At 67.8% G+C, this 25,636-nt stretch carries 22 protein-coding genes; 14 read left to right on the forward strand and 8 right to left on the reverse strand.

Features of this window, described 5'->3' with window-relative positions; genetic code table 11:
* Positions 1–562 precede the first annotated feature (562 nt).
* A complete protein-coding gene (locus tag AB1634_09355; protein MEW6219721.1) occupies positions 563–2,218 on the reverse strand; it encodes a cellulase family glycosylhydrolase in 1,656 nt (551 codons plus the stop codon).
* 212 nt (positions 2,219–2,430) lie between these two features.
* On the opposite strand from AB1634_09355, the gene AB1634_09360 reads away from it, so the two are divergent.
* From AB1634_09360 to AB1634_09380, 5 genes are all read left to right on the forward strand, one after another.
* Positions 2,431–2,997: an NUDIX domain-containing protein gene (locus AB1634_09360; GenBank protein ID MEW6219722.1), complete on the forward strand. Its 567-nt coding sequence runs from the start codon at positions 2,431–2,433 to the stop codon at positions 2,995–2,997.
* Positions 2,998–3,117: 120 nt separating this feature from the next.
* A complete protein-coding gene (locus tag AB1634_09365) occupies positions 3,118–3,684 on the forward strand; it encodes a 4Fe-4S dicluster domain-containing protein (protein MEW6219723.1) in 567 nt (188 codons plus the stop codon).
* A gap of 11 nt (positions 3,685–3,695) precedes the next feature.
* The gene (locus AB1634_09370) at positions 3,696–4,121 is read left to right on the forward strand and encodes a hydrogenase iron-sulfur subunit (GenBank protein MEW6219724.1); all 426 of its coding nucleotides are present in this window, start codon (positions 3,696–3,698) and stop codon (positions 4,119–4,121) included.
* Positions 4,118–4,786, forward strand: a complete 669-nt coding sequence (locus AB1634_09375) for a methylenetetrahydrofolate reductase C-terminal domain-containing protein (GenBank protein ID MEW6219725.1) — start codon at positions 4,118–4,120, stop codon at positions 4,784–4,786. The genes AB1634_09370 and AB1634_09375 overlap by 4 nt, the downstream gene beginning before the upstream one ends.
* A gap of 176 nt (positions 4,787–4,962) precedes the next feature.
* Positions 4,963–5,919, forward strand: coding sequence for a diguanylate cyclase (locus tag AB1634_09380; protein ID MEW6219726.1), 957 nt, complete (start codon positions 4,963–4,965; stop codon positions 5,917–5,919).
* A gap of 11 nt (positions 5,920–5,930) precedes the next feature.
* Here AB1634_09380 and AB1634_09385 read toward each other — a convergent pair whose 3' ends face one another.
* The 6 genes from AB1634_09385 to AB1634_09410 form a co-directional block, all read right to left on the reverse strand.
* A complete protein-coding gene (locus AB1634_09385) occupies positions 5,931–6,488 on the reverse strand; it encodes a DJ-1 family glyoxalase III (GenBank protein ID MEW6219727.1) in 558 nt (185 codons plus the stop codon).
* Between the two features lie 534 nt (positions 6,489–7,022).
* On the reverse strand, positions 7,023–9,818 hold the full coding sequence (locus AB1634_09390; GenBank protein ID MEW6219728.1) for a hybrid sensor histidine kinase/response regulator: 2,796 nt from the start codon (positions 9,816–9,818) through the stop codon (positions 7,023–7,025).
* The gene (locus tag AB1634_09395) at positions 9,815–10,504 is read right to left on the reverse strand and encodes a chemotaxis protein CheW (protein MEW6219729.1); all 690 of its coding nucleotides are present in this window, start codon (positions 10,502–10,504) and stop codon (positions 9,815–9,817) included. Before AB1634_09395 ends, AB1634_09390 begins: the two co-directional genes overlap by 4 nt.
* Positions 10,501–11,781, reverse strand: coding sequence for a CheR family methyltransferase (locus tag AB1634_09400; GenBank protein MEW6219730.1), 1,281 nt, complete (start codon positions 11,779–11,781; stop codon positions 10,501–10,503). The genes AB1634_09395 and AB1634_09400 overlap by 4 nt, the downstream gene beginning before the upstream one ends.
* Positions 11,782–11,800: 19 nt before the next feature.
* Complete coding sequence (locus AB1634_09405; protein ID MEW6219731.1) at positions 11,801–12,244, reverse strand: chemotaxis protein CheW; 444 nt, start codon at positions 12,242–12,244, stop codon at positions 11,801–11,803.
* Positions 12,225–13,889: a methyl-accepting chemotaxis protein gene (locus AB1634_09410; GenBank protein MEW6219732.1), complete on the reverse strand. Its 1,665-nt coding sequence runs from the start codon at positions 13,887–13,889 to the stop codon at positions 12,225–12,227. The genes AB1634_09405 and AB1634_09410 overlap by 20 nt, the downstream gene beginning before the upstream one ends.
* Before the next feature lie 286 nt (positions 13,890–14,175).
* On the opposite strand from AB1634_09410, the gene AB1634_09415 reads away from it, so the two are divergent.
* From AB1634_09415 to lon, 9 genes are all read left to right on the forward strand, one after another.
* Entirely contained in the window at positions 14,176–15,237 is a 1,062-nt protein-coding gene (locus AB1634_09415) for a chemotaxis response regulator protein-glutamate methylesterase (GenBank protein ID MEW6219733.1), read from the forward strand.
* The gene (locus AB1634_09420; GenBank protein MEW6219734.1) at positions 15,209–16,270 is read left to right on the forward strand and encodes a diguanylate cyclase; all 1,062 of its coding nucleotides are present in this window, start codon (positions 15,209–15,211) and stop codon (positions 16,268–16,270) included. The genes AB1634_09415 and AB1634_09420 overlap by 29 nt, the downstream gene beginning before the upstream one ends.
* Positions 16,271–16,425: 155 nt before the next feature.
* Positions 16,426–16,815: a hypothetical protein gene (locus AB1634_09425; protein ID MEW6219735.1), complete on the forward strand. Its 390-nt coding sequence runs from the start codon at positions 16,426–16,428 to the stop codon at positions 16,813–16,815.
* Positions 16,815–17,357 carry a hypothetical protein gene (locus tag AB1634_09430; GenBank protein ID MEW6219736.1) on the forward strand — a complete coding sequence of 181 codons (543 nt, stop codon included), beginning with the start codon at positions 16,815–16,817 and terminating at the stop codon, positions 17,355–17,357. Before AB1634_09425 ends, AB1634_09430 begins: the two co-directional genes overlap by 1 nt.
* Positions 17,358–17,736: 379 nt before the next feature.
* The gene (locus AB1634_09435; protein MEW6219737.1) at positions 17,737–18,150 is read left to right on the forward strand and encodes a single-stranded DNA-binding protein; all 414 of its coding nucleotides are present in this window, start codon (positions 17,737–17,739) and stop codon (positions 18,148–18,150) included.
* 13 nt (positions 18,151–18,163) lie between these two features.
* Positions 18,164–19,108, forward strand: a complete 945-nt coding sequence (locus tag AB1634_09440) for a DnaJ C-terminal domain-containing protein (protein ID MEW6219738.1) — start codon at positions 18,164–18,166, stop codon at positions 19,106–19,108.
* Positions 19,109–19,190: 82 nt separating this feature from the next.
* The gene (locus AB1634_09445; GenBank protein ID MEW6219739.1) at positions 19,191–21,653 is read left to right on the forward strand and encodes a heavy metal translocating P-type ATPase; all 2,463 of its coding nucleotides are present in this window, start codon (positions 19,191–19,193) and stop codon (positions 21,651–21,653) included.
* 154 nt (positions 21,654–21,807) lie between these two features.
* Entirely contained in the window at positions 21,808–22,245 is a 438-nt protein-coding gene (locus tag AB1634_09450) for an Hsp20/alpha crystallin family protein (protein ID MEW6219740.1), read from the forward strand.
* 97 nt (positions 22,246–22,342) lie between these two features.
* On the forward strand, positions 22,343–24,718 hold the full coding sequence (gene lon / locus AB1634_09455; GenBank protein ID MEW6219741.1) for an endopeptidase La: 2,376 nt from the start codon (positions 22,343–22,345) through the stop codon (positions 24,716–24,718).
* Here the strand turns inward: lon and AB1634_09460 are convergent.
* Positions 24,708–25,636 (reverse strand): hypothetical protein (locus tag AB1634_09460; protein ID MEW6219742.1); only part of this gene is annotated, 929 nt, incomplete at its 5' end. The two genes, lon and AB1634_09460, sit on opposite strands and share 11 nt — an antisense overlap.

Raw genomic sequence — 25,636 nt, forward strand, 5'->3', positions numbered from 1 at the left:
ATGACCTCTTCTTCCACCGGGTCAGACGGGGTGGGGGCGGCGAGAGCAGGGTGCCTGAAGGCCAGCACCGCACACAGCAGCACCATGAGCACGACCGCAGGGCTTGCAGAACGGGGCCAGGCTGGCATCGGACACCTCGCGCTGAAGGAGACTGGGTGGCCGCGGGCATGTCAAGAAGCCACCGTGAATCGGTATTGATGGGTATCAAGCGGGGCATACAACTTTCTGCAGGGGTGGCCGCGACGCCCTCACTAGCCTGCCGCACCGCAGGCTGTCAAGAAAAAAGTTGCTTCTGGATGGAGTTATGAGGCGGGGCTGGGTGTCGCCGGCCCAGAACCGGTTGTTGCCAGCTGGCAAGCCACAAGTGGGCTCTTGCCTGCTGTTCTCGGACGGCACCCAGCGGGCGGTGGGCTCGTCTGCTCGGAGCCAGGCCAGGTTGTGTGCCAGCGTGCCGCAGAAAGGAACAGCGGGCTTGAGCACAAGAAACGATAGGTGGCCGGGGGCCGGAGGCGGATGCAGCCGGAGCGCTCGGCCCTGATCCGTGCCCCTGCCGGCGCTGCCGTTACCAGGAGGGCATGTCCCGGAAGATGCCGAAGGTCGGGGAGCGGTAGGCGAAGTACTGGTAGTGGAGGCCGTGGGCCTCGAAGAGGCCGATGGTATCCCGCACCCAGGCCTGGCCCCCCCGGCCGGCCTGGAAGGTGAGGGAGGTGGTGCCGAGCTCGCCGACGTTCACTGGCACGCCGTGGCGCCGGCCGAATTCCAGCCAGGGGGCCAGGGCCGCGGCCAGGTAGTGCCGGTCGAAGGGGGTGAAGGCCTCTTCCGGCCGCAACCGGTAGAATTCCACCGTCAGCCGGCAGCCGTCGGCGCGGCTGCCTTCCCCCTTGAGCCAGCCGCTGATCTGGTAATGGAACCCGGGCCGGACCGGGAAGCGGAGCTGGGGGTTGTGCCAGTTGCAGCCGCCGGTCACCTGGCCGAGGCCCAGGGCGGTGGGGAGGCCGTGGCCGGCGGTGGCGGTCAGAAGCTGGGCGCTGGCGCCCTCGGTCCAGGCATGCCAGAAGCGGGTGGAGGTGGGAAAGGGCCAGGCCTGATCCGGATGCATGCCGGAATCCCAGACATCCTGGTCTTGGACCACGTCGGCAAAGAGGACCGGCCGCACGAAGCGCCGGCGGGTGTCGTACTCGACGACCACAAAGTCGTCGAAATAGCCTGCCCCCGGGTTGTCCTCGCAGGCGAAGACCGGCATGCCGCAGTAGATCCGGGGATCGTCGGCGCGCTGGATCCGGCCCTGGTAGAAGCGCCAGTCGGAATCCCCGGCCGGCAGGCCCGGGTTGCCCTCGATGGCCCCCGCCCATTCGCCGCCGTCGTCCAGCACCGAGACCCGCGGGCTGGGGTAGCGACCGCCGTCGCCGCGGCCGGCCGAGAAGACATACTGGTGCGTGTAGCTGTGGGGGGTGTAGAAATGGAAATCATAGAGGACGTTGGAGTCCGCCACCAGAAACTGCCGATCCTCGGGCCGGTTGCAGGCCGGGTCCGCGACGCCATCGGTGAGGATGGCCTCGGTGCGCTCCACCACCAGCAGATGCTGGGGATCCACGGCCCGGATCGCGGTCACCAGTCGGCCGGCGAGGTCCGGCCAGGCCTCCTTCGTTCGGGTGACCGGCTCGTTCAGGAGGTCGTAGCCCGCCACCCAGGGCTCGTCCCGGTAGCGGCCGGCGATGGCTTGCCAGAGAGCCAGCAGGCGATCCTGGAGCTCCGCCTGGCGCACCAGATCCCGGTCGTCGAAGATGGGCTGGATGCCTCCTTCCGGGTTGTCCGTGAGGCCGGGGGGCACATACATGGACAGGAGCAGCCGCACGCCGGCCTCCTTGGCCCAGGCGACCTGCTGGTCCAGCCAGGCCCAGCCCTCCTGCCGGTACTGGAAGGGTGCCTCTGCTTCCTCGAAGACCACGGGGCTGAGGTTGAAGCGCACCACATTCATGCCCCAGCCCGCCAGGCGCTGGAAGTCCTCCCGGCTGTGATAAGCATGCAGGGCCGGCAGCTCGAAGGGCCAGACCACGCTCACCATGTTGATCCCCCGCAGGCGGACGGTCTCATTGCCCAGGGCCAGGCGGGAGCCGTCGGCACGCAGGAAATCGGCCGGGGTCGCCGTCCGGCCGGTCGTGGCCAGGAGCAGACCCATGAGCAGGCCAAGGGCTGGAGTCAAGCGGGTCCTGAACATGGTCATCCTCCTCCGAAGCTCTTGAGCGTCGTCCACAAATGGTCAATGATGATGGCCACCCAGGATGGGCGCCAGGATCACGGCCGGCGGCATGGCCTCGGGGCTGCGCGCCACGGAAGAAGTGGCTTCCGGGGGGCGCCGGACGGATCCTTGAAGCAGGATAGCACAGATGGATGCCCCTGGGTCAGACCAGGGGCCCAGAAGGGAGGCCAATGGGGACAGGGCAGGAGATGGTGGTGGTCGTCGATGCCGGCGACCGGGAGATCGGCCGTGCCACCCGGGCCGAGATGCGGCGGCAGCGGCTGATCCACCGCGCCGCCTATGTGCTGGTCTTCAACCGGCACGGCGAGCTTTTCGTCCAGCAGCGGACCATGACCAAGGATGTCTATCCCGGCCATTACGACGTGGCGGCGGGCGGCGTGGTCCTGGCGGGCGAGAGCTACGAGGAAGCGGCGGCCCGGGAGCTGGCCGAGGAACTGGGCATCGCTCCGGCCCTCCGGCGGCTGTTCGACAACTTCCACGAGGATAGAAGGAATCGGGTCTGGGGCCGGGTCTTCACCTGTGTGGCCGACGGTCCCTTCACCTTACAGGAGGAGGAGGTGGCGGCGGGCTTCTTTCTGCCCCTGGCCGAGGTTCTGGCCCTGAGCCGAACGGCGCCCTTCACCCCGGACGGCCTCGTGATCCTGGAGCGGTTCCTCGCCGGCCGGACCGAAAGCGGCCGGGGCGGCCATCGGCCGCCATGTTGCGAGGCCGTTGACAAGGCCCGGACGGGCAAGTAAAGTGGAAATCTTTGTTTTTCTGGGTCCCGGCGGGCACAATTTTCCCGCCGGATCCGTTCCCGGCCCGCGGCCGCCTCCGGTGGTCCGGGCTGGTCGTCGTTCAGCCATCGAGGGAGTCCCATGCCGATCACCAGCCAAGACCTGTCGCCTGGCTTCCTGGCCGAGCTCATGGCCGTGCCGGGAGGAGAGCTTATCCAGGGCTGCTACGCCTGCGGCGCGTGCAGTGGCATCTGCCCGGTCAGCCAAGCCATTCCGGAGTTCGACCCCCGCAAGATGATCCATATGGTCCGGATGGGCCTCAAGGAACGGCTCCTGACCTCGGATCTTCTCTGGTACTGCTCCCGCTGCCGGGGCTGTGTGTTCGTCTGCCCCCAGGATGTCCGCTTCGCCGATATTGTCGTCGCCTTGCGGCAGCTGGCCGTGGAGCAGGGCTACCTGACCGAGGCCGACTTGATCGCCAAGGGCAAGGCCGCCGAGGTGGCCAGGGATCGGTGTGTGGCCTGTCTGACCTGCGTGCGCATCTGCCCCTGGCGGGTGCCCCGTATCGACGAGGCCGGGGTGGCCACGATCCCGGTGGCCGAGTGCCGGGCCTGCGGCATCTGCGTGGCGGAATGCCCGGTCCAGGCCATCCAGCTGGCCACCGCACCGGATGAGCGCCTGCTGGCTGCCTGCGGCAGCCGCAGCTGAAGGAGGAAGTCATGGCCGATTTTTCCCCGGATATCCGGGCGTTCTGCTGCCACTACACCGCGCAGCAGCTGTGTGCGGAGGGTGTTGAGCAGCGCCGGCAGGACGGGCTGCCGGACAACGTGGTCATCCATCGGGTCCCCTGCACCGGCAAGCTCATGGTCAGCACCCTGCTTGCCGCCTTCGAGGACGGGGCCGATGGCGTCTACGTGGTGGGCTGCCCGGAAGACCGGTGCCACAACCTCATGGGCAGCCGGCGGGCGGCCAAGCGGGTGGGGGCGGTGCGGGCGGCCCTCGCCGAGCTGGCGGTGGAGCCGGAACGGATCGCGATGTTCCACCTGGAGCGGGGCTTCCACCCCGAGTTCGTGCAGGCCGCCCAGGAGATGGTAAGCCGGGTGGCGGCTCTGGGCCCCAGCCCGTTCAAAGGAGGGAGTCGATGATCATCGCCCAGCGCAAGCCGATCCCCGAGATCCTCGGGATGGTCGCCCCTTACCGCCGCGTCCTGCTCCTGGGCTGCCGCGGCTGCGTTTCGGTCTGCTCCGCCGGCGGCGACCGGGAGGTGGAGATCCTGGCCTCCCTCCTGCGCCTCGGCCGCCAGAAGGCCGGCCAGGAGCTGGCCGTGGTCGAGGCGGCCCTGGTCCGCCAGTGTGACCGGGAGTACGTGGAGAGCGTCGACCGCTGGGATGGCCAGTACGACGCCATCCTCTCCATGGCCTGCGGGGTGGGGGTTAACTTCCTGGCCAACCTGCTGCCCATGACCCCGGTCTACCCGGCGGTCAACACCACCTTCTACGGCGGCTCGGCGGAGCAGGGGGTCTGGACGGAGCAGTGCGCCGGCTGCGGCAACTGCATCCTGCATCTGACCGGTGGGCTGTGCCCCATGGCCCGCTGCGCCAAGAGCCTGCAGAACGGCCCCTGCGGCGGCTCGGTGGGTGGGCGTTGCGAGATCCATCCCTCGGTGCCCTGCATCTGGCAGCTCATCCACGACCGCCTGGAGCGCCTGGGCCGGAAAGAACAGCTCCTGGCCATCGCTCCGATCCGGGACTGGTCCGCAGCCGGCCATGCCGGCCCCCGCACCCTGGTGCGGGACGACCTCACCCTCTAGCCCCGCCCCTTTCCGGTGATCCGGTCCCGGTCGGCCCTTGTGCCGGGACCGGTCCTCAGTCCCTTGCCATCCCCTGGGCGGTTGTCCTAGAATAGGTCAGTCGACTCTGCCCAAGTCCTGCCGCCGCCGGGTCGTCGTCTTGCCCCCTCCCCCCCTGCTGGTGAGGACGAGCCTCCATGACCGAAGACCCCCACGGTCTGTATCCGGTGCTCATCGCCGAGGACAATCCGGTCTCCCGCAAGCTCCTGGAAAAGAGCCTGACCAGGGCCGGATACGCCGTGACCGCCACCGAAGACGGTCGCCAGGCCCTGGAGCAGCTCAACCGGCGGTTCTTCCCCATCGTCATCACCGACTGGATGATGCCGGAGATGAACGGGATGGAGCTTTGTCAGGCCATCCGCGCGGCCGACTTCCCCGGCTATGTCTACATCATGCTCCTCACCGCCCTGGACACCAAGGACGACATCATTGCGGGCCTCAAGGCGGGGGCCGACGACTACCTGACCAAGCCTTTCAACCAGGCCGAGCTCATGGCCCGCCTCAATACCGGCCGGCGGATCCTCGAGCTGGAGCGCTCCCTGCGCAAGGCCAATGAGGAGATCCGCCTGCTGTCCGTCACCGATCCCCTCACCGCGGTCTACAACCGGGGCTACATCAACACCCATCTGCCGGAGGAGGTGGCCCGGGCTCGCCGCTACCGGCGGGCCCTGTCGACGATCATGTGCGACATCGACCACTTCAAGCGGGTCAACGACACGTACGGCCATCAGGCGGGCGATGCCGTGCTGCAATCCTTTGCCGCCGCCCTCCGGCACGGCACCCGGGCCAACGTCGACTGGGTGGCTCGCTATGGCGGGGAGGAGTTCCTGATCGTGCTCCCCGAGACCCCCGGCGCCGGGGCCGAAAGCGTGGCCGAGCGGCTGCGCCAGGGCGTGGAAAGGCTGGTGATCGTCCACGAAGGCCGGGAGATCCGCATCACCGCCAGCTTCGGAGTCGCCGGCTATGACGAGTGCCCATACGGCGACCTCGCCCCCGAGACCGTGATCGCCAGCGCCGATGCCTGCCTGTACCAGGCCAAGAAGGAAGGCCGCAACCGGGTGGTGTCCGCCTTCTCGGCCGCCCAGACGCCCTGACCGCCTTCCAGTCAGGGTCGTTGAATCTCCGCCGCCACCTTCTGCCGCTCGCCGCTGCCCGCCAGGGCTTCCACCAGGCAAAGAGCGAGCTCCACCGCCGTCCCCGGTCCCTTGGAGGTGATCACCGTGCCATCCCGCACCACGGGGCTCTCGTCCACCAGGATGTCGGCGAGCCCCAGCTCGGCCAGGCAGCCGGGATAGCTGGTGGCCCGGCGGCCAGCCAGAACACCCGCCTCGGCCAGCACCACCGGCGCGGCGCAGATGGCGGCCAGCAGGCGGCCCTGGCTGTGCTGGTGCAGAATGAGGCTGCGGATCCGCGGATCAGCCCGCAAGGCGTTGGTGCCCGCCAGGCCGCCCGGCAGGACCACCAGGTCGAACTCCCGATCGAGAGCCTGATCCAGGGCCGTGTCCGGCACCAGCACCACCCCGCACCGGCCGCGCACCGGCGCCACTGCCGGCTCCAGGCCGGCGGTCACCACCTCGATCCCCGCCCGCCGCAACACGTCGATGACCGCCACCGCCTCCAGTTCTTCACACCCCTGCGCGAGGGGCACCAGCACCGAAGCCATCTCTCCCTCCCTTTTCCGAATTCAGTGGGCTGCCCCCGCTTGCGCCCTGGGCCATGACACCGGGCAGCCGTTGTTGCCAGCGTCGGGCCGCTTGCGCGCCCCGCCCAGAAGGCCAGCATCGCGATGGCGAGGAATCAGACGACACCGCCAGCCACCGGCACGGACGGCAGGTGGCGGCAGAGAGCAAGGGGATCGCGAGACAAAAGAAATCCGCTCTTGGGGCCGGTAGGGGGAAGGTCGAGAAGGAGGAGCTTCACGAAGGTCCCAAGAGCGGAATCGTGCACTTCACATACAACAATAGGCACCTGCTGCGGGAATGTCCAGGGAAGGTCGGACAAAGGACTGGGAGTCGGAGAGGAGACAGGGCTCGGATCAGGAAGCCAATCCTGCCGGACACTTGGAGAGCAACCCTCCGTCATGGAGATGCTCTCTCCTCTCCAGACTCCCTCTTGGTTTTATGGTAGCAAGGGAGCCCGGACTCTGGCAATCCCCCAATCGCCAGAAAGGCGGTTTTTCTTCAAGACCGCGCCCCTCTCACGGCTCGCCGATCAGGGTCTCCACTGCCTGGACCAGGGTTTCGTCCTGGAAGCTGCCTTTGGTCAGGTAGTAATCGGCGCCCGCTTCCAGGCCTCGCTGGCGGTCCTCCTTGCGGTCTTTGTAGGAGACGATGATCACCGGCAGAAGGCGCAGATTGGCGTCCTTCTTGACCAGGTGCACCAGCTCGATGCCGTCCAGCCGGGGCATGTCCACGTCGGTGACCACCAGGTCGTAGCCGCCGTTGCGCACCGTGTTCCAGGCATCCATGCCGTCCACCGCCACATCCACATCGTAGCCCTTGGCCGAGAGCAGCTTGCGCTCCACCTCCCGGACGGTGATGGAGTCGTCCGCCACCAGGATCCGCTTCACGCGCCGGGTCCTGCCGCCATGCTGCCGCTCGGTGATGGGCCGCAGCCGGTCGCCGGAGATGAGCAGATCCATGGAGCGCACCACGTCCTCCACGTCCATGATGAGAACCGGTCCCCCGTCCTCCAGGAGAGCCGCGGAGCTGATGTTCTTGATCTTGCCCAGCCGGGGGTCCAGGGCCTGCACCACCAGGTCGCTGACCCTAAGGAAGCGGTCCACCAGAAAACCATACTGGTTGAAGCGGTCGCTGAGGACGATGACCGGCAACTCGTCCACCTCCGGGACCTCGCCTTCCTTTTCCAGAACCTGACGGCCGGCCACCAGGCCAATCCGCCGGTCCAGCAGTGAAAAATACTGGCGCCCCTCCACCTGCCGGAGCTCGCTTCGGGGCAGGCGCAGGATGCGGTCGATGGCCACCAGGGGCAGGGCATACGGCTCTCCTGCGATCTCCACCAGGAGCGCCCGCATGACGCTCAGGGTCAAGGGGAGCTGGAGCTCGAAGGTGGTGCCCTTGCCGAAGCGGGTGCTGGCCCGCACCACGCCCCGCACCTCATGGACCACGGTGTGCACCACATCCAGGCCCACCCCACGGCCGGAAATCTTGCTCACCGTCTCTTTGGTGCTGAAGTTGGGAAGAAAGAGGAAATCCAGCAGCTCGGCCTCGCGCATGGCGGCAGCCATCTCCGCCGAGGCCTTGCCCCGGCTGACGATGGCCGACCGCAAGCCCTCCAGGTCCACCCCCCGGCCATCGTCGGCGACCACAATGTTGAGCATGCCCGAGCTGTGGCGGGCCTCCAGGCGGATCGTCCCCTCTTCCGGCTTGCCGGCAGCCAGCCGCGCCTCCGGCGACTCCAGGCCATGATCGATGGCATTTCTGATCAGATGATTGAGGGGCGATTCGATCTTCTCCAGGATGTCCCGGTCCACCAGGGTGTCCAGGCCGACAATGTCGAGGCTGACCTTCTTGCCCAGCTCCCGCGCCACATCACGGACCATGCGGGGAAAACCCTGCACCCCTTCCGAGAAGGGCCGCATGCGGGAGGCCACCACCTCCCGGTACAGGCGATGGCTGGTCTCGGTGCTGCGGCGGGCGTGGTCTTCGATCTCGGCGAGGCCCTCATGCAGGGCCGCCCGGCAGCTGTCGAGCTTGCGGCGCAGCTCATCGACTCGCCGGAGACGCTGGGCCCGGGAGGCGTCGTCCAGGGCCAGCTCCCGTGCCAAGCCGAGCAGGCGGGCCACCTCGTCCTGACGGCGCTTGATACCGAGCATTCGCTGGGAGAAGACGGGCAGCCAGCGCGACTCCACCAGCACCTCCCCGGCCAGGCCCATGAGCCGATTCATGGCCTCCGCCGACACGCGCAGGGCGCGCTCGCCGGCCGCCTCGCCTGCCCGCACCGGCAACGGCGCCGGCTTGTCCGCGGGCGGTTGCCGCACCAGCTCGGGCTGGACCGGCTCGGGCGCAGGCGCGGCGGCCGGAGCGGCCGGCTGGACCGCGGCCTGGCCGGACGCCAGGCCGCTGACCGCAGTCTCCAGCTGCTCCACCGCCTCCTGGTGTGCAGCGGTCCAGGCCGCTCCGCTGCCGTCCGGCAGCTGGCTGCACCCGGCCAGAAGCCGGAGTCCGGACCCGAGGATCCCCTCCAGGGCAGGGCCGGGCGGCAGCCGGGACCGCTGGCAAGCCAGGAAGGCCTTCTCCAGAGCCCCTGCCACCCGGGCCGCGCCCTGGAAATCCACCACCCGGGCCGCCCCCTTGATCGCGTGCGTCCCGCGGATCAGGGCCTCCAGACAGCTGGTGTCCTCCGGCCTCTCCCGCCAGGCCTGCACCTGGGCCTCCAGAATGGCCGACTGGCTCTCGGCCTCGGCGCGGAAGAGGTCGAAGACCGACAGACCCCCCAGCTCTTCGATCCCGGGTCGGGGCTTCGTCTTCGCACGCGGCGGTGAAGGCTCCTTGACCGGCGGCGGCTCGGACACCGGCAGTGGTGTCTCCGGTTTGGCCGAAGGGGGGCCGGCGCCCTGTCCGGCCAAGGAAGCCACCAGCGTCTCCACCTCCGCCCGCCGTTCCTGCCACCATTCGACAATCTCCTGCTCGGCGACCTTGGCGCAGCCCGCCAAGAGATCAACCCCGGCGAGCAGGCGGTCGATGTCTTCCTGTTGCAGGCTACGCTCGCCCTTCTGGGCCGAGACCAGGAGATCCTCCATGGCGTGGGCGACGTGCACCGCTGGGGTGAGGTCGACAATACGCGCCGCCCCTTTCAAGGAATGGGCCGCCCGCATCAAGGACTCCAGGAGATCACTGGCCGCCGGATCCCGCTCCAGGGCGAGCAGGTCCGCGGTCAGGGCCGCGCACTGGTTCTCGGCCTCCATCCGGAACAGCTCCAGCATGGACAGGGAGGCGAGATCCGGGCCGAGATGGTCGTGGGAGTCGGTCATGTCAGGCTGTCATTGATGGCACGGAACAAGGCCTCCTCGTCCAGGAAGCCGACGTCGCGGCCGTCCAGGCTGAGGATGCCGGTGGTGTAGGCCGCCTTGGCGGCGGTGACGGTGACCGGCAGGTTGCGCAACATCTCGGCATGGTAGCGAGCCATCCCCCGCACCTGACTGACCGGGAACACGAAGGTCTCGCCCCGGCGGGCCGCGACAATCATCCGCTCCGGGGCGGCATAGCCGGACTCGCCGCTCCCGGTGCTCTCCTTGTCGATGCCCAAAACACCGCCGATGGACACGCAGATCTCGAGCTTGCCCCGGATGTTGACCACCCCTCGCAGGATGGCGCTCCGGCGATGGGGCAGGCTGTGGATGGGGCCCATGGGCACCACCTCCCGGATGAGGGTGGCGGCCAGAGCCAGCCATTCCCGGCCGACCCGGAACACGAAGGCGCTCCTGGCCTTCAGGTCCTTGACCACCTTCTCCCGGGCCAGAGCCACCGTCCACTCCTGCTGGCAGTCGTCCTCCAGGGGCCGATCCAGGAATCGACGTCCAGCCGCGGAATAGACCGGGCAGTTGCGGCAGTGCACCACCCGCCCCAGCTCGGGGCAGCGCTCCCCGCCCCGGCTCCACACCCCGATGCGGGTCCAGCAGTTGACCAACGGCGGGGCAGCATCAGTGATTTCGGTCATGGGCGGGCATCCTGCTTCTCGTCACCGGCCAAAGGCGCCGGCGGCCGATCGGCCAGCCGGCGTGCCCGCTCTCGGCAGGCAGCGGCGCCGGCCCGATCACCCAGGCGCTCGGAGACCAGCCCCAGATGGATCAAGGCCTCCAGGTGCTCGGGGTTCAGGTACAAAGCCTTGCGCAGACACACCGCTGCCTCCTTAAGCTCGCCGGTGGCATCCAGGAGGACGCCCATGAGAAAGAAGGCCTCCGCCTCGCTCCCCTGCTCATGGGCCAGGAAGGCCCCGCACAGGCGCAGGGCCTCGGTGAGCTGGCCCTGGTCCGCCAAGCGTCGAATCGTGTCCAGATCCGGCCGCTCCTGGGGGGGCTTCACCGGTGGCTCCTGCCGGGCCGGCGCCACCAGTGCGGGCAGCGGTGGCGGTGGCGGTAGCCGTGGCGGAGGCGCCGGCGGCTCCGGCCTGGCCTCGGGCGGTCGGGCCACCGCCAGCCTCCGCTGCCCCTTGGCGTAGGCAAAGGCCTGGGCATAGCCGGCATGCACAAAGGGCGAGTCGATCAGGATGCCAGACTCCGCATGGCCCACGAAGAGCAGGCCATCATCCGCCAACATCCGCTCCAAAGCAGCCAGGGCCTGCTCCTGGCACGGGCGATCGAAATAGATGAGCAGATTGCGGCAGAAGATGGCGTCGAAGATGCCCAGATCCTGCGGCAGCTGGGCGTCCAGGAGGTTGCCCGGCCGCAGCCGCACCACGGCCCGCACCGCGTCGGTGATGCGGTACCGTTCACCGATCACGGTGAAGAAGCGATCCCGGAAGCCGAAACGGTGCCCCCGGAAGGAGTGTGCGCCGTACAACCCCTCCCGCGCCCGGGCCAAGGCCCGCCGGCTGATGTCTACCCCCTCGATGCGCAGCCGGTCGCTGGGCCAGGATGCCTGGAGCATGGCCATGGCCAGGGAGTATGGCTCCTCGCCGGTGGCGCAGGGGATGGACAACAGGCGCAGGCGCCGCTCCGGGTGGGCCCGCGCCCAGACCTGCCGGGCGAACTCGGCCAGCACCGCAAAGGCCCGCTCATCCCGGAAGAACCAGGTCTCCGGGACCACCACCTCCTCCACCAGCTCCCCCAGCTCCTGCTCGGACTGGCGGACGCAGGCCAGATAGCCGGCCGGATCCGTAACCCCCAGGGCCCGCATGCGGCGTCCCAGGGCGCGCTTGACCGCCGCGTCCCCGATGGCGGTGATTTTGAGGCCGATGGCGTCCCGCAACAGGTCGGCCACCAGGGATGCATCCATGCCAGCTCCTGGCCTGCCACTAGCCCGGAAAGAGCAGCTGGATGGTGTCGGCGGGCAGGACCCGATCCAGATCGAACCATTGCACCATCTCCCCCTCGCCGCCGCCCCCCATCCGCAGCTCCTCCTCCATGAGCACGCCGCCGGCCCGGAGGCGCACCTGATCGGTGCGGGTAGCCTCGGTCACCCGCTCGGCGATCAGGCCCAACCGGTAGCCTCCCTGGGGGCCGGCACCATGGTCGACGACGATGATGCGGGTGGACAGACGCCGGGCGCATGGCCTGGCCTCCACCAGCCGGCACAGATCAATGACCGGCACCGGCTGGCCCCGCAGGTTCATCATCCCGGCCACGTAGTCAGGGGTGCGCGGAATGCGGCGCAGCCGCACCAGGTGGACAATCTCCACCACCTCCGTCGAGGTCAAGGCGTACCGCCCCTCGCCGATCTCAAACAGCAAGAGGAGCATGCTTGGCTCCGGCCTCCACCTTGAACTGGGAGACACAATCCTGCAGCCCCAGGGCTGCCTGGTGCAGCTGACTGATGGTGGCGCTGGTCTGGGCGAGGGACTCGGCGGTCTGCTGGGTCGCCTCGTTGAGCTGGCTGACCGCCGAGCTGATCTGGCTGGCGCCCAGGGACTGGGCCTCGATCCCTTCGCTCACCGCCTCCACCTGGGGCTCCAGGGACTGCACCTGGTAGATGACCTCGGTCAGCTGGTGGCCGATCTGGCGGATCTCCTCGACGCTCCGCCGGACATCCTCGGCGAACTTGTCGATGCCCATGACGCCGGCGGAGACCGCGGACTGCACCTCCTGGACCATCTGCTCGATATCAAAGGTCGCGACCGCCGTCTGGTCCGCCAGACGCCGGATCTCGGTGGCGACCACCGCGAAGCCGGCGCCATACTCCCCGGCCTTTTCCGCCTCGATGGCGGCATTGAGCGACAAGAGGTTGGTCTGGTCAGCGACCTTGTTGATGGTCTTGACCACGCCGGCGATGTTGGCCGCCTTCTCGCTCAGGATCGACAGCTTCTCGACGATGGTGCCGGTGGATTCCTCCATGCGGGTCATGGTGCGGTCGATGCGCTGCAGTCCGTCGTGGCCATGGGCGGCGGACTTGGCGGTGCCCCTGGCCATGTCCGCCACCTTGCGCATGGTCTCCATCAGGCTGGACGCGGTGGCGGCGATCTCGGTGGTGGAGGCGGCGATCTCGCTGGAGGTGGCGGCGTGCTGGTTGCCCACCGCCTCCTGCTCCCGCGCCGTGGCGGCCAGCTCGGTGATGGAGCTGGTCACCTGGATGCCGGAGCGCTGGATGCGGGACACGAGGTCGGACAGGTTCTCGGCCATGCGGTTGAAGCCCTGGATGAGGACCCCCAGCTCGTCCTGGCGGTCATGGAGGAGACGCACCGTCAGATCCCCGCCCATGATCCGGCTCATGGTGGCGTTGATCCGGGACAAGGGCTCGTCGATGCTGCGGATGAGCAGAACCGAGGCCAACGCCGAGATCAGGATGCCCAGCGCCATGATGGCGACGAAGGCGGTCTTGGACCTGGTGTAGTCTTGCTGGGATTGCTCGTAGACCTCCGCCATCCCGGCGAGATTCTCCTGGACCAGGGCTTGGACCTTCTCGTGGAATTCCTCGCCCAGCGGGTAGAGACGCTCATCCGACCAATGATCCAGGGTGTCCACATCCTTCTGCTGCACCAGGGTGATCAGGCGGGCCGCCATCTCGTCCACGTTCTTCATCAGCGGCCGCATGGCGGCGAGCCACGGCGCCTGGCCCGTGGTACTGGCAGCCTGGGCCTGGGCCGCCCGCCACCGCTCGTCCAGGGTGGCCCTGGCCTGCTCGATCCGGTGCAGGCCCTCGGCCCAGGAGATCTGCTCGAACATCACCTTTTCGGCGTTGGCCATGAGATTGACCTGGACCAGCCCGTCCAGCTCCATAAGGACCTCCAGGGGCAGGCCCTGCTCATGGTACATGACGAACAGCATCCGGTTGGCACTGCCCATGCCCCACAACCCGCCGATGCCACTGCCCACCAGCAACAGCAGCATGAACACCACAAAGATCGCCAACCGCCAGCGGACCCGCAGATCCTTTTGCCACGACATCATGCTCGCCTCCCCTCCCACCTTCCGCTCCCGGCATCCAGCCGGCATCAATCATCATCCCCTGACCTGGAGCCAACACCTCCCGCCCCCCAGAGTCTTCCTCAATCATATAGAAGCGGAAGCCGGCAAGTCAAAGGCCTAAACGCGGGGCCGCCATGTCCGGCCAGGCGGTTCCGTTTTCTTTTCCGGCTGTGCTAGAATGGGTCGTGGTCGCCTTGAGGCGGCGGAAAGCCTATGCCGATGCAACTGCAGGCATGCTGGATCAGGAGGGAAAGGTGAGGAGTGCGGCGTGAAGATTGGCATCGTCAATGATTCCTTCATGGCTCTGGAAAGTCTGCGCCGCGTCGTCAGCTCGGTTCCCGACTACCGGGTGCTGTGGATGGCCCGCAACGGCCGCGAGGCGGTCTCGTTCTGCCAGGCGGATCGCCCGGACCTGGTGCTCATGGATCTCATGATGCCGGTGATGGACGGAGTGGAGGCCACCCGGCAGATCATGAAGACCGCGCCCTGCGCCATCCTGGTGGTGACGGCCACGGTCACCGGCCATGCAGCCAAGGTCTTCGACGCCATGGGCGCCGGCGCCCTGGACGCGGTGGCCACACCGGTCCTGGGCACCGACGGCAAGAGCACCGGCGGACAGGCGCTGTTGCACAAGATCGCCCGCATCGCCAGCCTGTTGGGCCACGGGACCGGCAGGACCGTCGCCCCGGCCCCGACCGCTGCGACCGCACCGGCGGGCCGCTCCGATCAATGCCTCATCGCCATCGGCTGCTCCACCGGCGGCCCCCAGGCCCTGGCCCAGATCCTGTCGTATCTGCCCGCCGACATCCCCGCCTCGCTGGTCGTCATCCAGCACATGGACACCCGCTTCACCGCCGGTCTGGTGGAGTGGCTGCGGGGAACGGTGCAGCTGCCGGTCAAGCTGGCCGTGGAGGGGGATTGCCCCCGGCCGGGCCTCATCCTGGTGCCCAGCACCGAGGGCCATGTGGTCCTGAACGGAAGGGGCTGCCTCAGCTTCACCACCGAGCCTGCGGACAACTACTACCACCCTTCCGCCGATGTCTTCTTCCACAGCGTCGTCCGCCACTGGACGGGCCCGGCCATCGGCGTCCTGCTCACCGGCATGGGCCGGGACGGTGCCGATGGCCTGCTGGCCATGCGCCGGCGGGGCTGGCATACCGTGGCCCAGGACCAGGCCAGCTCGGTGGTCTACGGTATGCCCAAGGCCGCGGCCGACCTGGGTGCTGCGGTGGAGGTCCTGTCCCTTTGTGCCATCGGCCCGGCCCTGGTGGATCTTCTGGCCCCCAAGAGAGGCATCGTCCGTGAGAAAGCCGTCAGCCGCCCCTTCTGATCCCCGCTCCGATCTGGCCGGACAGGGGATCACCGTCCTGTTGGTGGACGATCAGCCGATGATCGCCGAGGCGGTGCGCCGGGCACTGGCCGAGGCGGAGGACATCGCCTTCCACTACTGCTCGGATCCTACCCAGGCCTTGAAGGTGGCGACCCAGGTCAGGCCGACCGTCATCCTCCAGGACTTGGTGATGCCGGAGCTGGACGGGCTCATGATGCTGCGCTTCTTCCGGGTCCATGCCGAGACCGCCCAGGTGCCGGTCATCGTCCTGTCGGTGCGGGAGGAGCCCAAGGTGAAGAGCGAGGCCTTTGCCGTCGGAGCCAACGACTACCTGGTCAAGCTCCCGGACAAGATTGAGCTTATCGCCCGCATCCGCTACCACTCCCGGGCCTACATCAACCAGCTGGAGCGGGACGCCGCTTTCCGGGCTTTGCAGAGGAGCCAGGAGGAGCTGGCCGCCGCGGTCGATCAGCTGGCCGAGGCCAACCGCAGCCTGCAGCGGCTCTCCTCCCTGGACGGTCTGACCGGCATCGCCAACCGCCGCCGCTTCGACGACGTTCTGCACCAGGAATGGCACCGGGCCATGCGCCAGGGCTCTTCCCTGGCGCTCATTCTCCTGGACATCGATTTCTTCAAGCTCTTCAACGACAACTACGGCCACCAGCGGGGAGACGACTGCCTGCGCCAGGTGGCCGGGGTCCTGGAGCGCTCCATGCGCCGGGACGCCGACCTGGCCGCCCGCTATGGCGGCGAGGAGTTCGCCGCCATCCTCCCCAACAGCGACGAGACCGGCGGTCTCGCTGTTGCCAAGGCCATGCAGGCCAACCTGCGCCTCTTGCAGATCCCCCACGCCAAATCCCGGGTCAGCGACCACGTCACCATCAGTGTCGGGGTCTCGGCCACCGTCCCCCGGCGCGACACCGAGCCGGAGCTGCTGGTGGCCGCCGCCGACCGGGGCCTGTACCAGGCCAAAGAAGAGGGCCGCGACCGCATCTGCCCCGCCACCATCGACTGGCCGCAGGGCACCGGCTGATGCTGTTTCGAGCCCCCCCTGCCCTCTCCCACTCCGCCAGCCGACAACCCCTCCTGCCCCCAAGGCGCTTTTGAGAAAAGCCTGGAACGAAGCTATCCTATGTGGTATCCAGGATTCCTTGGGAAGGAGATGCCACCTCAATACCAGGCGCACACATGGCCAGGAAGGAAGACATTGAAGTCGCGCGAATTGAAGCCGGATCACGGAAGTTCAGTGCGACCTGCGACACAGTCAAGCACATCATAACTGTCATCGGTGTGCTTGTCGCATTGCATATCGCCTTCGAAGGCATCAGGCCTTTTCTTGAATCACGCCCAGAGATTATCGATGCTCTGGCCAGGCTTGCGGGGAAAGTGAATGTAGGCAATATCACCGGCTACGTGATCGGAGCTATCTCTGGTGGAGCATGGTATCTCGAGCGAAGAGGCAAGAAACGAGCAATTGCGCGCAAAGGTCAGTACCAAAGGAGAGCCGAGGCCGGTGACATCCATCGTTCCTCAAGCGGTCTCACTCCAACAGGAGACACACCGAAGGAGGACGCGTGATGATTGAAGCCATCTTTTTCGGTCTGAACATACTGCTAGTTCTTCTTCTCTGGAAGAAGATGCTCCGGCCGTCCATCCTTGACCATTTCCGGGATAAACTTTTCGACTTGCGAGAGGAAGTGCGCGATTTTTATGTCCAACGAGGCATTCCCCTCGACAGCAAGAGCTATGTCGAGCTTCGACGGCTCATCAATGGCCACCTTCGGTATTCGGAAAGCATGACCATGGCAGGTACGCTCGGCTTCGCTGCTCTGGTCAACACCAGGCCAGTTGTCGTGAAACAATTGCAGGATGAAATCGAACAACGCTATTCTGTTGATGATGCTGATGTCGCAGAGTTCATCCGCCGGACGCGCGGGAAGGCTACAGATATTCTGTTCGGATATATGCTCCTGTCGGCTGCACCCTGGCTGCTCGTGCTTACCCCCATAGCCGTTATCCTGGCCATTCTTGTGCGGGCCTTTTCGACGAAAATCAAGCGCGGCATCGAAGAAGCTTCCTATCGGTCCGAAGTTCGCTGCCTGGGTGGCGTCACCGCGTAGGTGGCGATCCCGCATGTACGCTCACCGCGGGCGGCCTATTCCTGGGCCGCCCGTTGGTGTCTTCGTGCTTGGGGAGGCCCCATGATCAAGACGATGTGAAGGCTGGCACCGTCAAATAGCCGGCCGTCTTGCACCACCTCCTCACATTGCGACACCCGGCCGTTTAACGCGGAGGATCCCTCCCCTGGGCACGACGTGATCCAGGTAGCCCAAGCCGCCTGACAGGTGGCCCGCGCCGGGGTCACTCACAGCCAAGGACAATTGCTTTTGCCGTCCGCAGCCCTTATAGTTGCCCATGCGTCGCGGCCCGCCAGGCCGGTCTCGGGACCGGCGCTGTGCGGGTGGGGTGGTCAGAGGACCGGATCGTAAGGAGGAGGCAATGGCATCGGTCAACAAGGTGATTCTCGTCGGCAACCTGGGCGCCGACCCGGAAGTGCGCTACTCTCAGAACGGCACTGCGGTGGCCAACTTCCGCATTGCCACCAGCGATGTCTGGAAGAACCCGGATGGCAGCAAGGCCGAGCGCACCGAGTGGCACCGGATCGTCGCCTTTGCCCGACTGGGCGAGGTCTGCGGCGAACTGCTCGCCAAAGGCAAGCAGGTCTATATCGAAGGCCGGCTGCAGACCCGGAAATGGGAAGACCGGGACGGCAACGCCCGCTACACCACTGAAATCGTGGCCCAGACCATGCAGATCCTGGGGCAGCGGGGTGGCCAGGAGGGCGACGCCGGCCGGGACGAGGAGCCGCCCTTCGCCGAGCCCGCGGGCATGGGCAGCGACGTGCCGTTCTGATCACGGCTGACCCATGGCTGTCACGGACTACTACGAGCTCCTGGGGGTCCCCAGGACCGCCTCGGCCCAGGAGATCAAGAAGGCCTACCGGAAGAAGGCCTTGAAGGATCATCCTGATCGCAACAAGGGTGATGCCCAGGCCGAGGAGCGCTTCAAGAAGATCAACGAGGCGTACGCGGTCCTGTCCGACCCGGACAAGCGCCAGCAATACGACACGTTCGGGGCCGCCGGCTTCCAGCAGCGCTTCAGCCAGGAAGACATCCTGCGCAATTTCGACCTGGGCTCGATCTTGAAGGAATTCGGCTTCGGTGGTGGCTTCGCCAGCGCCCGGGGCGGGGCCGCCCCCTTCGGGGCCTTTTCCTTCCAGGCCGGCGGCAGCCCCTTCGCCGGCTTCCAGTCCGACTTCCGGGCTCGACAGCCGGCCGGCCCGCCCCCCCAGGGCGAGGACCTCACCCTGGAGCTGGCGGTGACCCTGGAGGAGGTGCTGGCCGGGGCCGAAAAAACGATCGCCTTGCGGCGGGCTGGCCAGCAGGAGCGGGTGGCGGTGCGGGTTCCGGCCGGCATCCAGGCCGGCAAGAGGCTGCGGGTGGCGGGCAAGGGCCAGCCCTCGCCGGCCGGCGGCCCGCCCGGCGATCTCCTCCTGCAGATCGTGCAAAGCCCCCATCCCCTGTTCGAGCGGGAAGGCTCGGACCTGGTGGTGGAGCGGGTCATCCCCTTTTCCGCTGCCGTGCTGGGGACCGAGATCCCGGTCCCGACCCTGGACGGCAAGACCCTCAATGTGCGGGTGCCGGCCGGAATCCAGAGCCAGGCCCGGCTGCGCCTCAAGGGCCATGGCCTGCCGGAGCAGCCAGATGGTCCCCGCGGCGATCTCCTGGTGCGAATCGGTATCCAGGTGCCCAGGACCCTGAGCCCGGAGCAGAAGGAGCTGATGGCGGCTCTGGCCGCCGCCGGGCTCTGAGACGGTCCTGACTCGCCCCCTCCCCCGACCGCAGCCGGCGGCCGCCGGGCCCGACTTCCCCTGTCCCCCCCTGGTGAAGGCCATGCCCACAGACAGCCCATCCGCCCCCTTTCCGGAGACCCTGGAGTGCCAAGTCACGGGCATGTCCTGTGCCAACTGCGCCGCCAATGTGGAAAAGGCCCTGGCGGCCCTGCCCGGCGTCGGCCAGGCGTTCGTCAACTTTGCCAGCGAGCGGGTGACGATCCGCTTCGACCCCGGCCGGATCACCGCCAGCCGGCTGGTGGCCGCCATCGAGGCGGCCGGCTACGGGGTGCTGAAGGCCGGCGCCGATCTGCCGGTGACCGGGCTCTCCTGTGCCAACTGCGCCGCCAACATCGAAAAGGCCGTTCTCCGCCTGCCGGGGGTGCTGCAGGCCTCCGTCAACTTTGCCCGGGAGCACCTGGCCGTGACCTATCTGGCGGACCGCCTGGACCTGCCCGCCATCGCTGCCGCCGTAGAGGCGGCCGGCTATGGCGTCATCCTGCCGGCTCCGGAGGCGGACACCGGTCTGGATGCGGAGGCCAGGGCCCGGGCTCAGGAGATCAGCCGCCAGCGGACCGCCTTTCTGGTGGGGGCGGCGTTCTCCCTGCCCCTCTTCGGGCTGTCCATGCTCCGGGATTTCCACCTCCTGGGCGCCTGGGCCCACGAGCCGTGGGTCAACTGGCTCTTCTTCGCCCTGGCCTCGCCAGTCCAGTTCTTCACCGGCCGGGATTTCTACGTCAACGGTGCCAAGAGCCTCCGGAACCGCAGCGCCAACATGGACGTCCTGGTGGCCATGGGCTCCAGCTGCGCCTATTTCTATTCCCTGGCGGTGATGGTCTTGCCCGGTCTGTCCGGCCATGTCTATTTTGAGACCTCGGCGGTCATCATCACCCTCATCCGCCTGGGCAAGCTCCTGGAGGCGAGGGCCAAGGGCCGCACCAGTGAAGCGATCAAGAAGCTGCTCAATCTGCGGCCCAAGACCTGCACGATCCTGCGCCAGGGCCAGGAGGTGCCGGTGGCCATCAGCCAGGTGCAGGTGGGGGACACGGTGGTGGTGCGCCCCGGGGAGAGCATCCCGGTGGACGGCACGGTGAAGACCGGGGTGTCGGCGGTGGACGAGAGCATGCTGACTGGCGAGCCGATCCCTTTGGACAAGGCCCCCGGCGCGCCGGTCTTCGGCGGCACCATCAACCGGGAGGGGCTGCTCAGGATCGAGGCCACCAAGGTGGGCCGGGACACGGTGCTTGCCCGGATCATCCGGCTGGTGGAAGAGGCCCAGGGCAGCAAGGCCCCCATCCAGCGCATCGCCGATCGGGTCAGCGCGGTCTTTGTGCCGACAGTGATCGGCATTGCGTGCGCCGTCTTCCTCCTCTGGTGGGTGCTGGGTGGCGCCTTCGTGCCGGCCCTCATCCGGCTGGTGGCGGTCCTGGTCATCGCCTGCCCCTGTGCCCTGGGCCTGGCCACCCCCACCGCCATCATGGCCGGCACCGGCAAGGGCGCGGAGCTGGGGATTCTCTTCCGCTCCGGCGAGGCCCTGGAGAAGGCCAATGCCCTGACCTTCATCGTCCTGGACAAGACCGGCACCATCACCACCGGTCAGCCCACGGTGGCGGACATCATCCCGGCGGCCGACGCCAGCCCGGATGCGGTGCTGGCCATGGCGGCGGCCGCCGAGCACGGCTCGGAGCATCCCTTGGGCAAGGCGGTGGTGGCCGAGGCCCGGGCCCGCAACCTGGCACTGCCTGCGGTCGAGGATTTCCGGGCCGTGCCCGGCCAGGGGGTCGAGGCCCGGATCGCCGGCCGCCTGGTGCGGGTTGGCAAGCCCGGCTGGCTGCAGTCCCTGGGGATACGCCTCGATCCCGCCGAGGTGGCCATCCGCCGCCTGCAGGACGAGAGCAAGACGGTGATGGTGGCGGCCACCGAGACGACCCTCCTGGGCTTCATCGCCGTGGCTGATCCGGTCAAGCCGTCGGCACCGGAGGCCCTGGCCCGCCTGGCCGAGCAGGGGGTGGAGGTGGTGATGCTGACCGGCGACAACCAGCGGGCCGCCCGCCGCATCGCCGGCCAGTTGGGGATCGGCCGCGTGCTGGCCGAGGTGCTGCCGGACGAGAAGGCCGGGGAGATCAGGAGGCTGCAGCACGAAGGCCGCCTGGTGGGTATGGTGGGCGACGGCATCAACGACGCGCCGGCCCTGGCCCAGGCCGATGTCGGCTTTGCCATCGGCACCGGCACCGATATCGCGGTGGAGGCCGCCGAGGTCACCCTGATGCGGGGCGAGCTGACCGCGGTGCCCAGGGCCATCGCCCTGTCCCGGGCCACCATGCAGACCATCCGCCAGAACCTCTTCTGGGCCTTCTTCTACAACGTCCTTCTCATCCCCATCGCCGCCGGGGTCCTCCATCCCTTTGCCGGTCTGCCGGCCATGCTGCGGGACCTGCACCCCATTCTGGCCGCCTTGGCCATGGCCTTCTCCAGCGTCACGGTGGTGACCAACAGCCTGCGTCTGGCCAGATTGCGGCTGTAAAGGGCTTGATCGGCCAGGCGGTTTTGGCGTTGCAAATCGGAGGCGGCTGGTCAACACTGAGCCAGGCTGGTCCTCGAAGGAGGAGCTGCCCGTTTCCGCCGTGCCGTCTTCTTGTCCCACCGAGTGCACGGCAAATCATCCACAGGTGATGGCCATGGCAAAGACACGCAAACAGCTCGACCTGGACCTCGCGGAGCTGGAACGGCACATGGGGCGGATGTTCCGCAACCTCAGCCTGCCCAGCATGACCCCCTTCCTGGCCACCCGGGGCTGGTGCCCGCCGGTGGACGTCTACGAGTCGGAAAGGGAGGTCCTGGTCTATGTGGATGGCGCCGGCATCGATCCGGCCCACCTGACCGTGGTGGCGGAGCCGACCACGGTCACCATTGCCGGGCTGCGCCAGCGGCCGCTCATCGACAACGTCTCCCGGATCCACCAGCTGGAGATCGAGCACGGTCGCTTCCAGCGCACCATCAACCTGCCGATGCCCGTGGACGTCCAGCACACCTCCTCGTGCTACCGCCACGGATTCCTGGAGATCCGCCTGCCCAAGCTCCGGCCGGTCGGCCGGGTCGAGATCAAAGTATCCTGATCGCCGCCCCTGGCCGAGCTGGCGGCGTACCCGACCCTGATCCGGGTTCGGGGCTGCCGGCGCCGGGGGCCGAATCGTTTTGCCCAGGGAGCACACCATGGCCGACGAAACGACGGAGAAACGTGAAGAGCGCATGAACCCCGAAGCCCTCAGCATCCCCGACGAGCTGCCGGTCATGCCGGTGCATGGCTTCGTCTTCTTCCCTGGCATGGGCTTTCCTCTGCAGGTCTCTCATCCCGCCTCCAAGCAGCTGGTGGATGACGTCATTCTCCGGGAGCGGCTGGTGGCGGTGCTCACCCACCGCCGGACCGAAGGGGACAAACGGGAGCCCCATGCCGAGATCCGGCCCGAGGACCTCTATGAGGTCGGGGTGGTGGGCTTCATCCACAAGATGATCAAGACCCAGGAAGGCATCTACCAGGTGCTGATGAGCGCCGTGCGCAAGCTTCGGGTGAAGGCCTTTGTCTCGGCAGAGCCATACCTGCGGGCGCGGATCGAGGTCCTGGAGCAGGAAGAGGTGCAGGACCAGGAGGTGGAGGCACTGGTTCTGAACCTCAGGGCCCAGTTCCGAAAGGTGGCGGAGTTGTCCTCCATGCCCGGGGAGATCGTCATGACGCTTATGTCCCTGGCCAACCCCTTCCACATCGCCTACCTGGTCTCCTCGCAGCTCGGCCTGTCTTTGGAGGAGGAGCAGGAGCTTCTGGAGATCCAGGCCATCAAGCCCCTCCTGGAGAAGGTCACCCTGCTCTTGAACAAGCGGGCGGAGACCCTGGAGCTGTCCAACGAGATCCAGAAGAAGCTCAAGGAGGACATGGACCAGAAGCAGAAGGAGTTCTTCCTCCGCCAGCAGCTCAAGGCCATCCAGAAGGAGCTGGGCGAGGGCGACGACCAGAATGTCGACCTCAACGAGCTCAAGGAGCGGTTGGCCAAGGCCGAGTTGCCCGAGGAGGCCAGGAAGGCGGCGGAGAAGGAGGTCAACCGCCTGGCCCGCATCCCGCCCTCGTCACCGGAATACACTGTGGCCCGCACCTATCTGGACTGGATCCTGGACCTGCCCTGGCTGGTCTTCACCCCGGATTCCCTGGACCTGGGCAAGGCCCAGGAGGTGCTGGACCACGACCACTACGGCCTGGAGAAGGTGAAGAAGCGGATCATCGAATTTCTGGCCGTGCGCAAGCTCAAACAGGACATGAAGGGCCCGATCCTCTGCTTTGCCGGGCCGCCCGGGGTGGGCAAGACCTCCCTGGGCCAGTCCATTGCCCGGGCCATGGGCCGCAAGTTCGTGCGCATCTCCCTGGGCGGGGTGCGGGACGAGGCCGAGATCCGCGGTCACCGCCGCACCTATGTGGGGGCGCTGCCGGGCCGCATCATCCAGAGCCTGCGCAAGGCCGGCTCCGCCAACCCCTTGTTCATGCTGGACGAGATCGACAAGCTGGGCATGGACTTCCGGGGCGATCCCTCCTCGGCCCTTCTGGAGGTTCTGGATCCGGAGCAGAACCACACCTTCTCCGACCATTATCTGGAGCTGACCTTCGACCTGTCCCACGTGATGTTCATCTCCACCGCCAACATGCTGGACACCGTCCCGCCCCCCTTGCGGGACCGGATGGAGATCCTGGAGCTGCCCGGCTACACCGATGACGAGAAGGTGCGGATCGCCATCGAGCACCTGGTGCCCCACCAGCTGGAGGCCAACGGCCTGACCGCCGACGATGTCTCTTTCAGCGAGGCGGCCCTGCGGGCGATGATCCGCTCCTATACCCGGGAGGCGGGGGTGCGCAGCCTGGAGCGGCAGATTGCCGGCGTCTGCCGGGGCCTGGCCCGGGAGATCGTTGGCGGCAAGACCGGCCAGACCGGGATCGAGCCCGATGGCCTGGCGCGCTATCTGGGGCCGCCCCGCTTCTTCGCCGAGGTCACCGCCCGCACCTGGAGCCCGGGGCTCGCCACCGGCCTGGCCTGGACCCCGGTGGGCGGCGAGCTGCTCTTCATCGAGGCCGCCCGCATGCCCGGCAAGGGAGGCCTTATCCTCACCGGCAAGCTGGGGGATGTCATGAAGGAGTCGGCCACCGCGGCCCTCACCTTCATCCGCTCCCATGCCACCGACCTGGCCGTCGACCCCAAGCAGTTCGCCGAGCATGACATCCACGTCCACGTGCCCGAGGGCGCCATCCCCAAGGACGGCCCGTCGGCCGGCGTGGCCATGGTGGTGTCGCTGACCTCCCTGCTCACCGGCCGGACGGTGCGCCAGGACATCGCCATGACCGGCGAGATCACCCTGCGGGGGGACGTGCTGCCCGTGGGCGGCATCAAGGAGAAGGTGCTGGCGGCCCTCCGCAGCGGTATCCACGAGGTGCTCATCCCGTACCTCAACGAGAAGGACGTCCTGGAGCTGCCGGAAAACGTCAAGGAGGGGGTCAAGCTCCAGCTGGTGCATGACATCAAGGAGGCCCTGGCCCTGGCCCTCACCGGCTGAGGTCCTGGCCAGGGGCGGGCGAGGCCGGCGGCGCTCCCGGGTCCGGCAGAACGGGGCCAGGGCCAAGGAAATGCTCGGCCACCGCCACGCACTCCAGGCCGAAGGGCAGGTAGCCGGCGTAGCCCAGGGCTGGCATTTCGAACAGGTGGAACCGGTCCACATAGGGCACGGTGTAGATCCACTTGGCATAGCTTGCGACATTCCACATCTCCCAGAAGAGGCCGCAGACCACGGCCGCGGCGGCCGCGGCCAGAAGCGGCCGCCAGTCCCCCCGGGCCAGCGGGGCCAGGATGGTCGGCTGGCCGGCCAGGACCTGCAGGCTGATCAGGATGGCCAGCGGCGCCAGCCAGAGCAAAGGGAAGAGCTGGCCCGGCCAGCAGCCCAGGCCGGCAAGACCGGCGGCAGCCAGGGCCAGCACCCCGGCAGCCAGCAGCCGCGGCCGCCGGATGGACAGGGCCTGCCAGCAGGCGAAGGGGGCGAGCCAGCGGCTGGCGGCCACAAGATCCCGGGTGGCCAGCACCGTCGGCAGCACGGTGGCGAAGGCGAGGCTGGCGAACAGGAAGTACAGGCCGGGGGAGAAGCCTTCGACACCGAGGTAGCGCCAGTTGCCGGCGAAGCGGTTGAGATACTCGAAGAGCCACCAGAAGGCGGCGGAAAGGGGCCACAGGGCCAGGAAATAGCCGGGCGCCGCCAGCGGCTGCGCCGAGCCGCGGCGGCGGGCCACCAGGCCGTTCACCACCAGGATGTAGGCGACCCACAGCGGCGTGAAGGTGAAGGGCTGCCAGGGGGCGAGCCAGGGGAAGCGGCTCCAGGCCAGGCCCCAGGCACCTGCGCCCAGGGCCAGTCCCAGCCAGCCCCACCACGGCAGAGGCCGGACGGGACGCTGCCGCGCCGGCAGGTCATGCCGGCAGCGCCAGA

The sequence above is a fragment of the Thermodesulfobacteriota bacterium genome (assembly GCA_040755095.1).
Lineage (GTDB): Bacteria > Desulfobacterota > Desulfobulbia > Desulfobulbales > JBFMBH01 > JBFMBH01.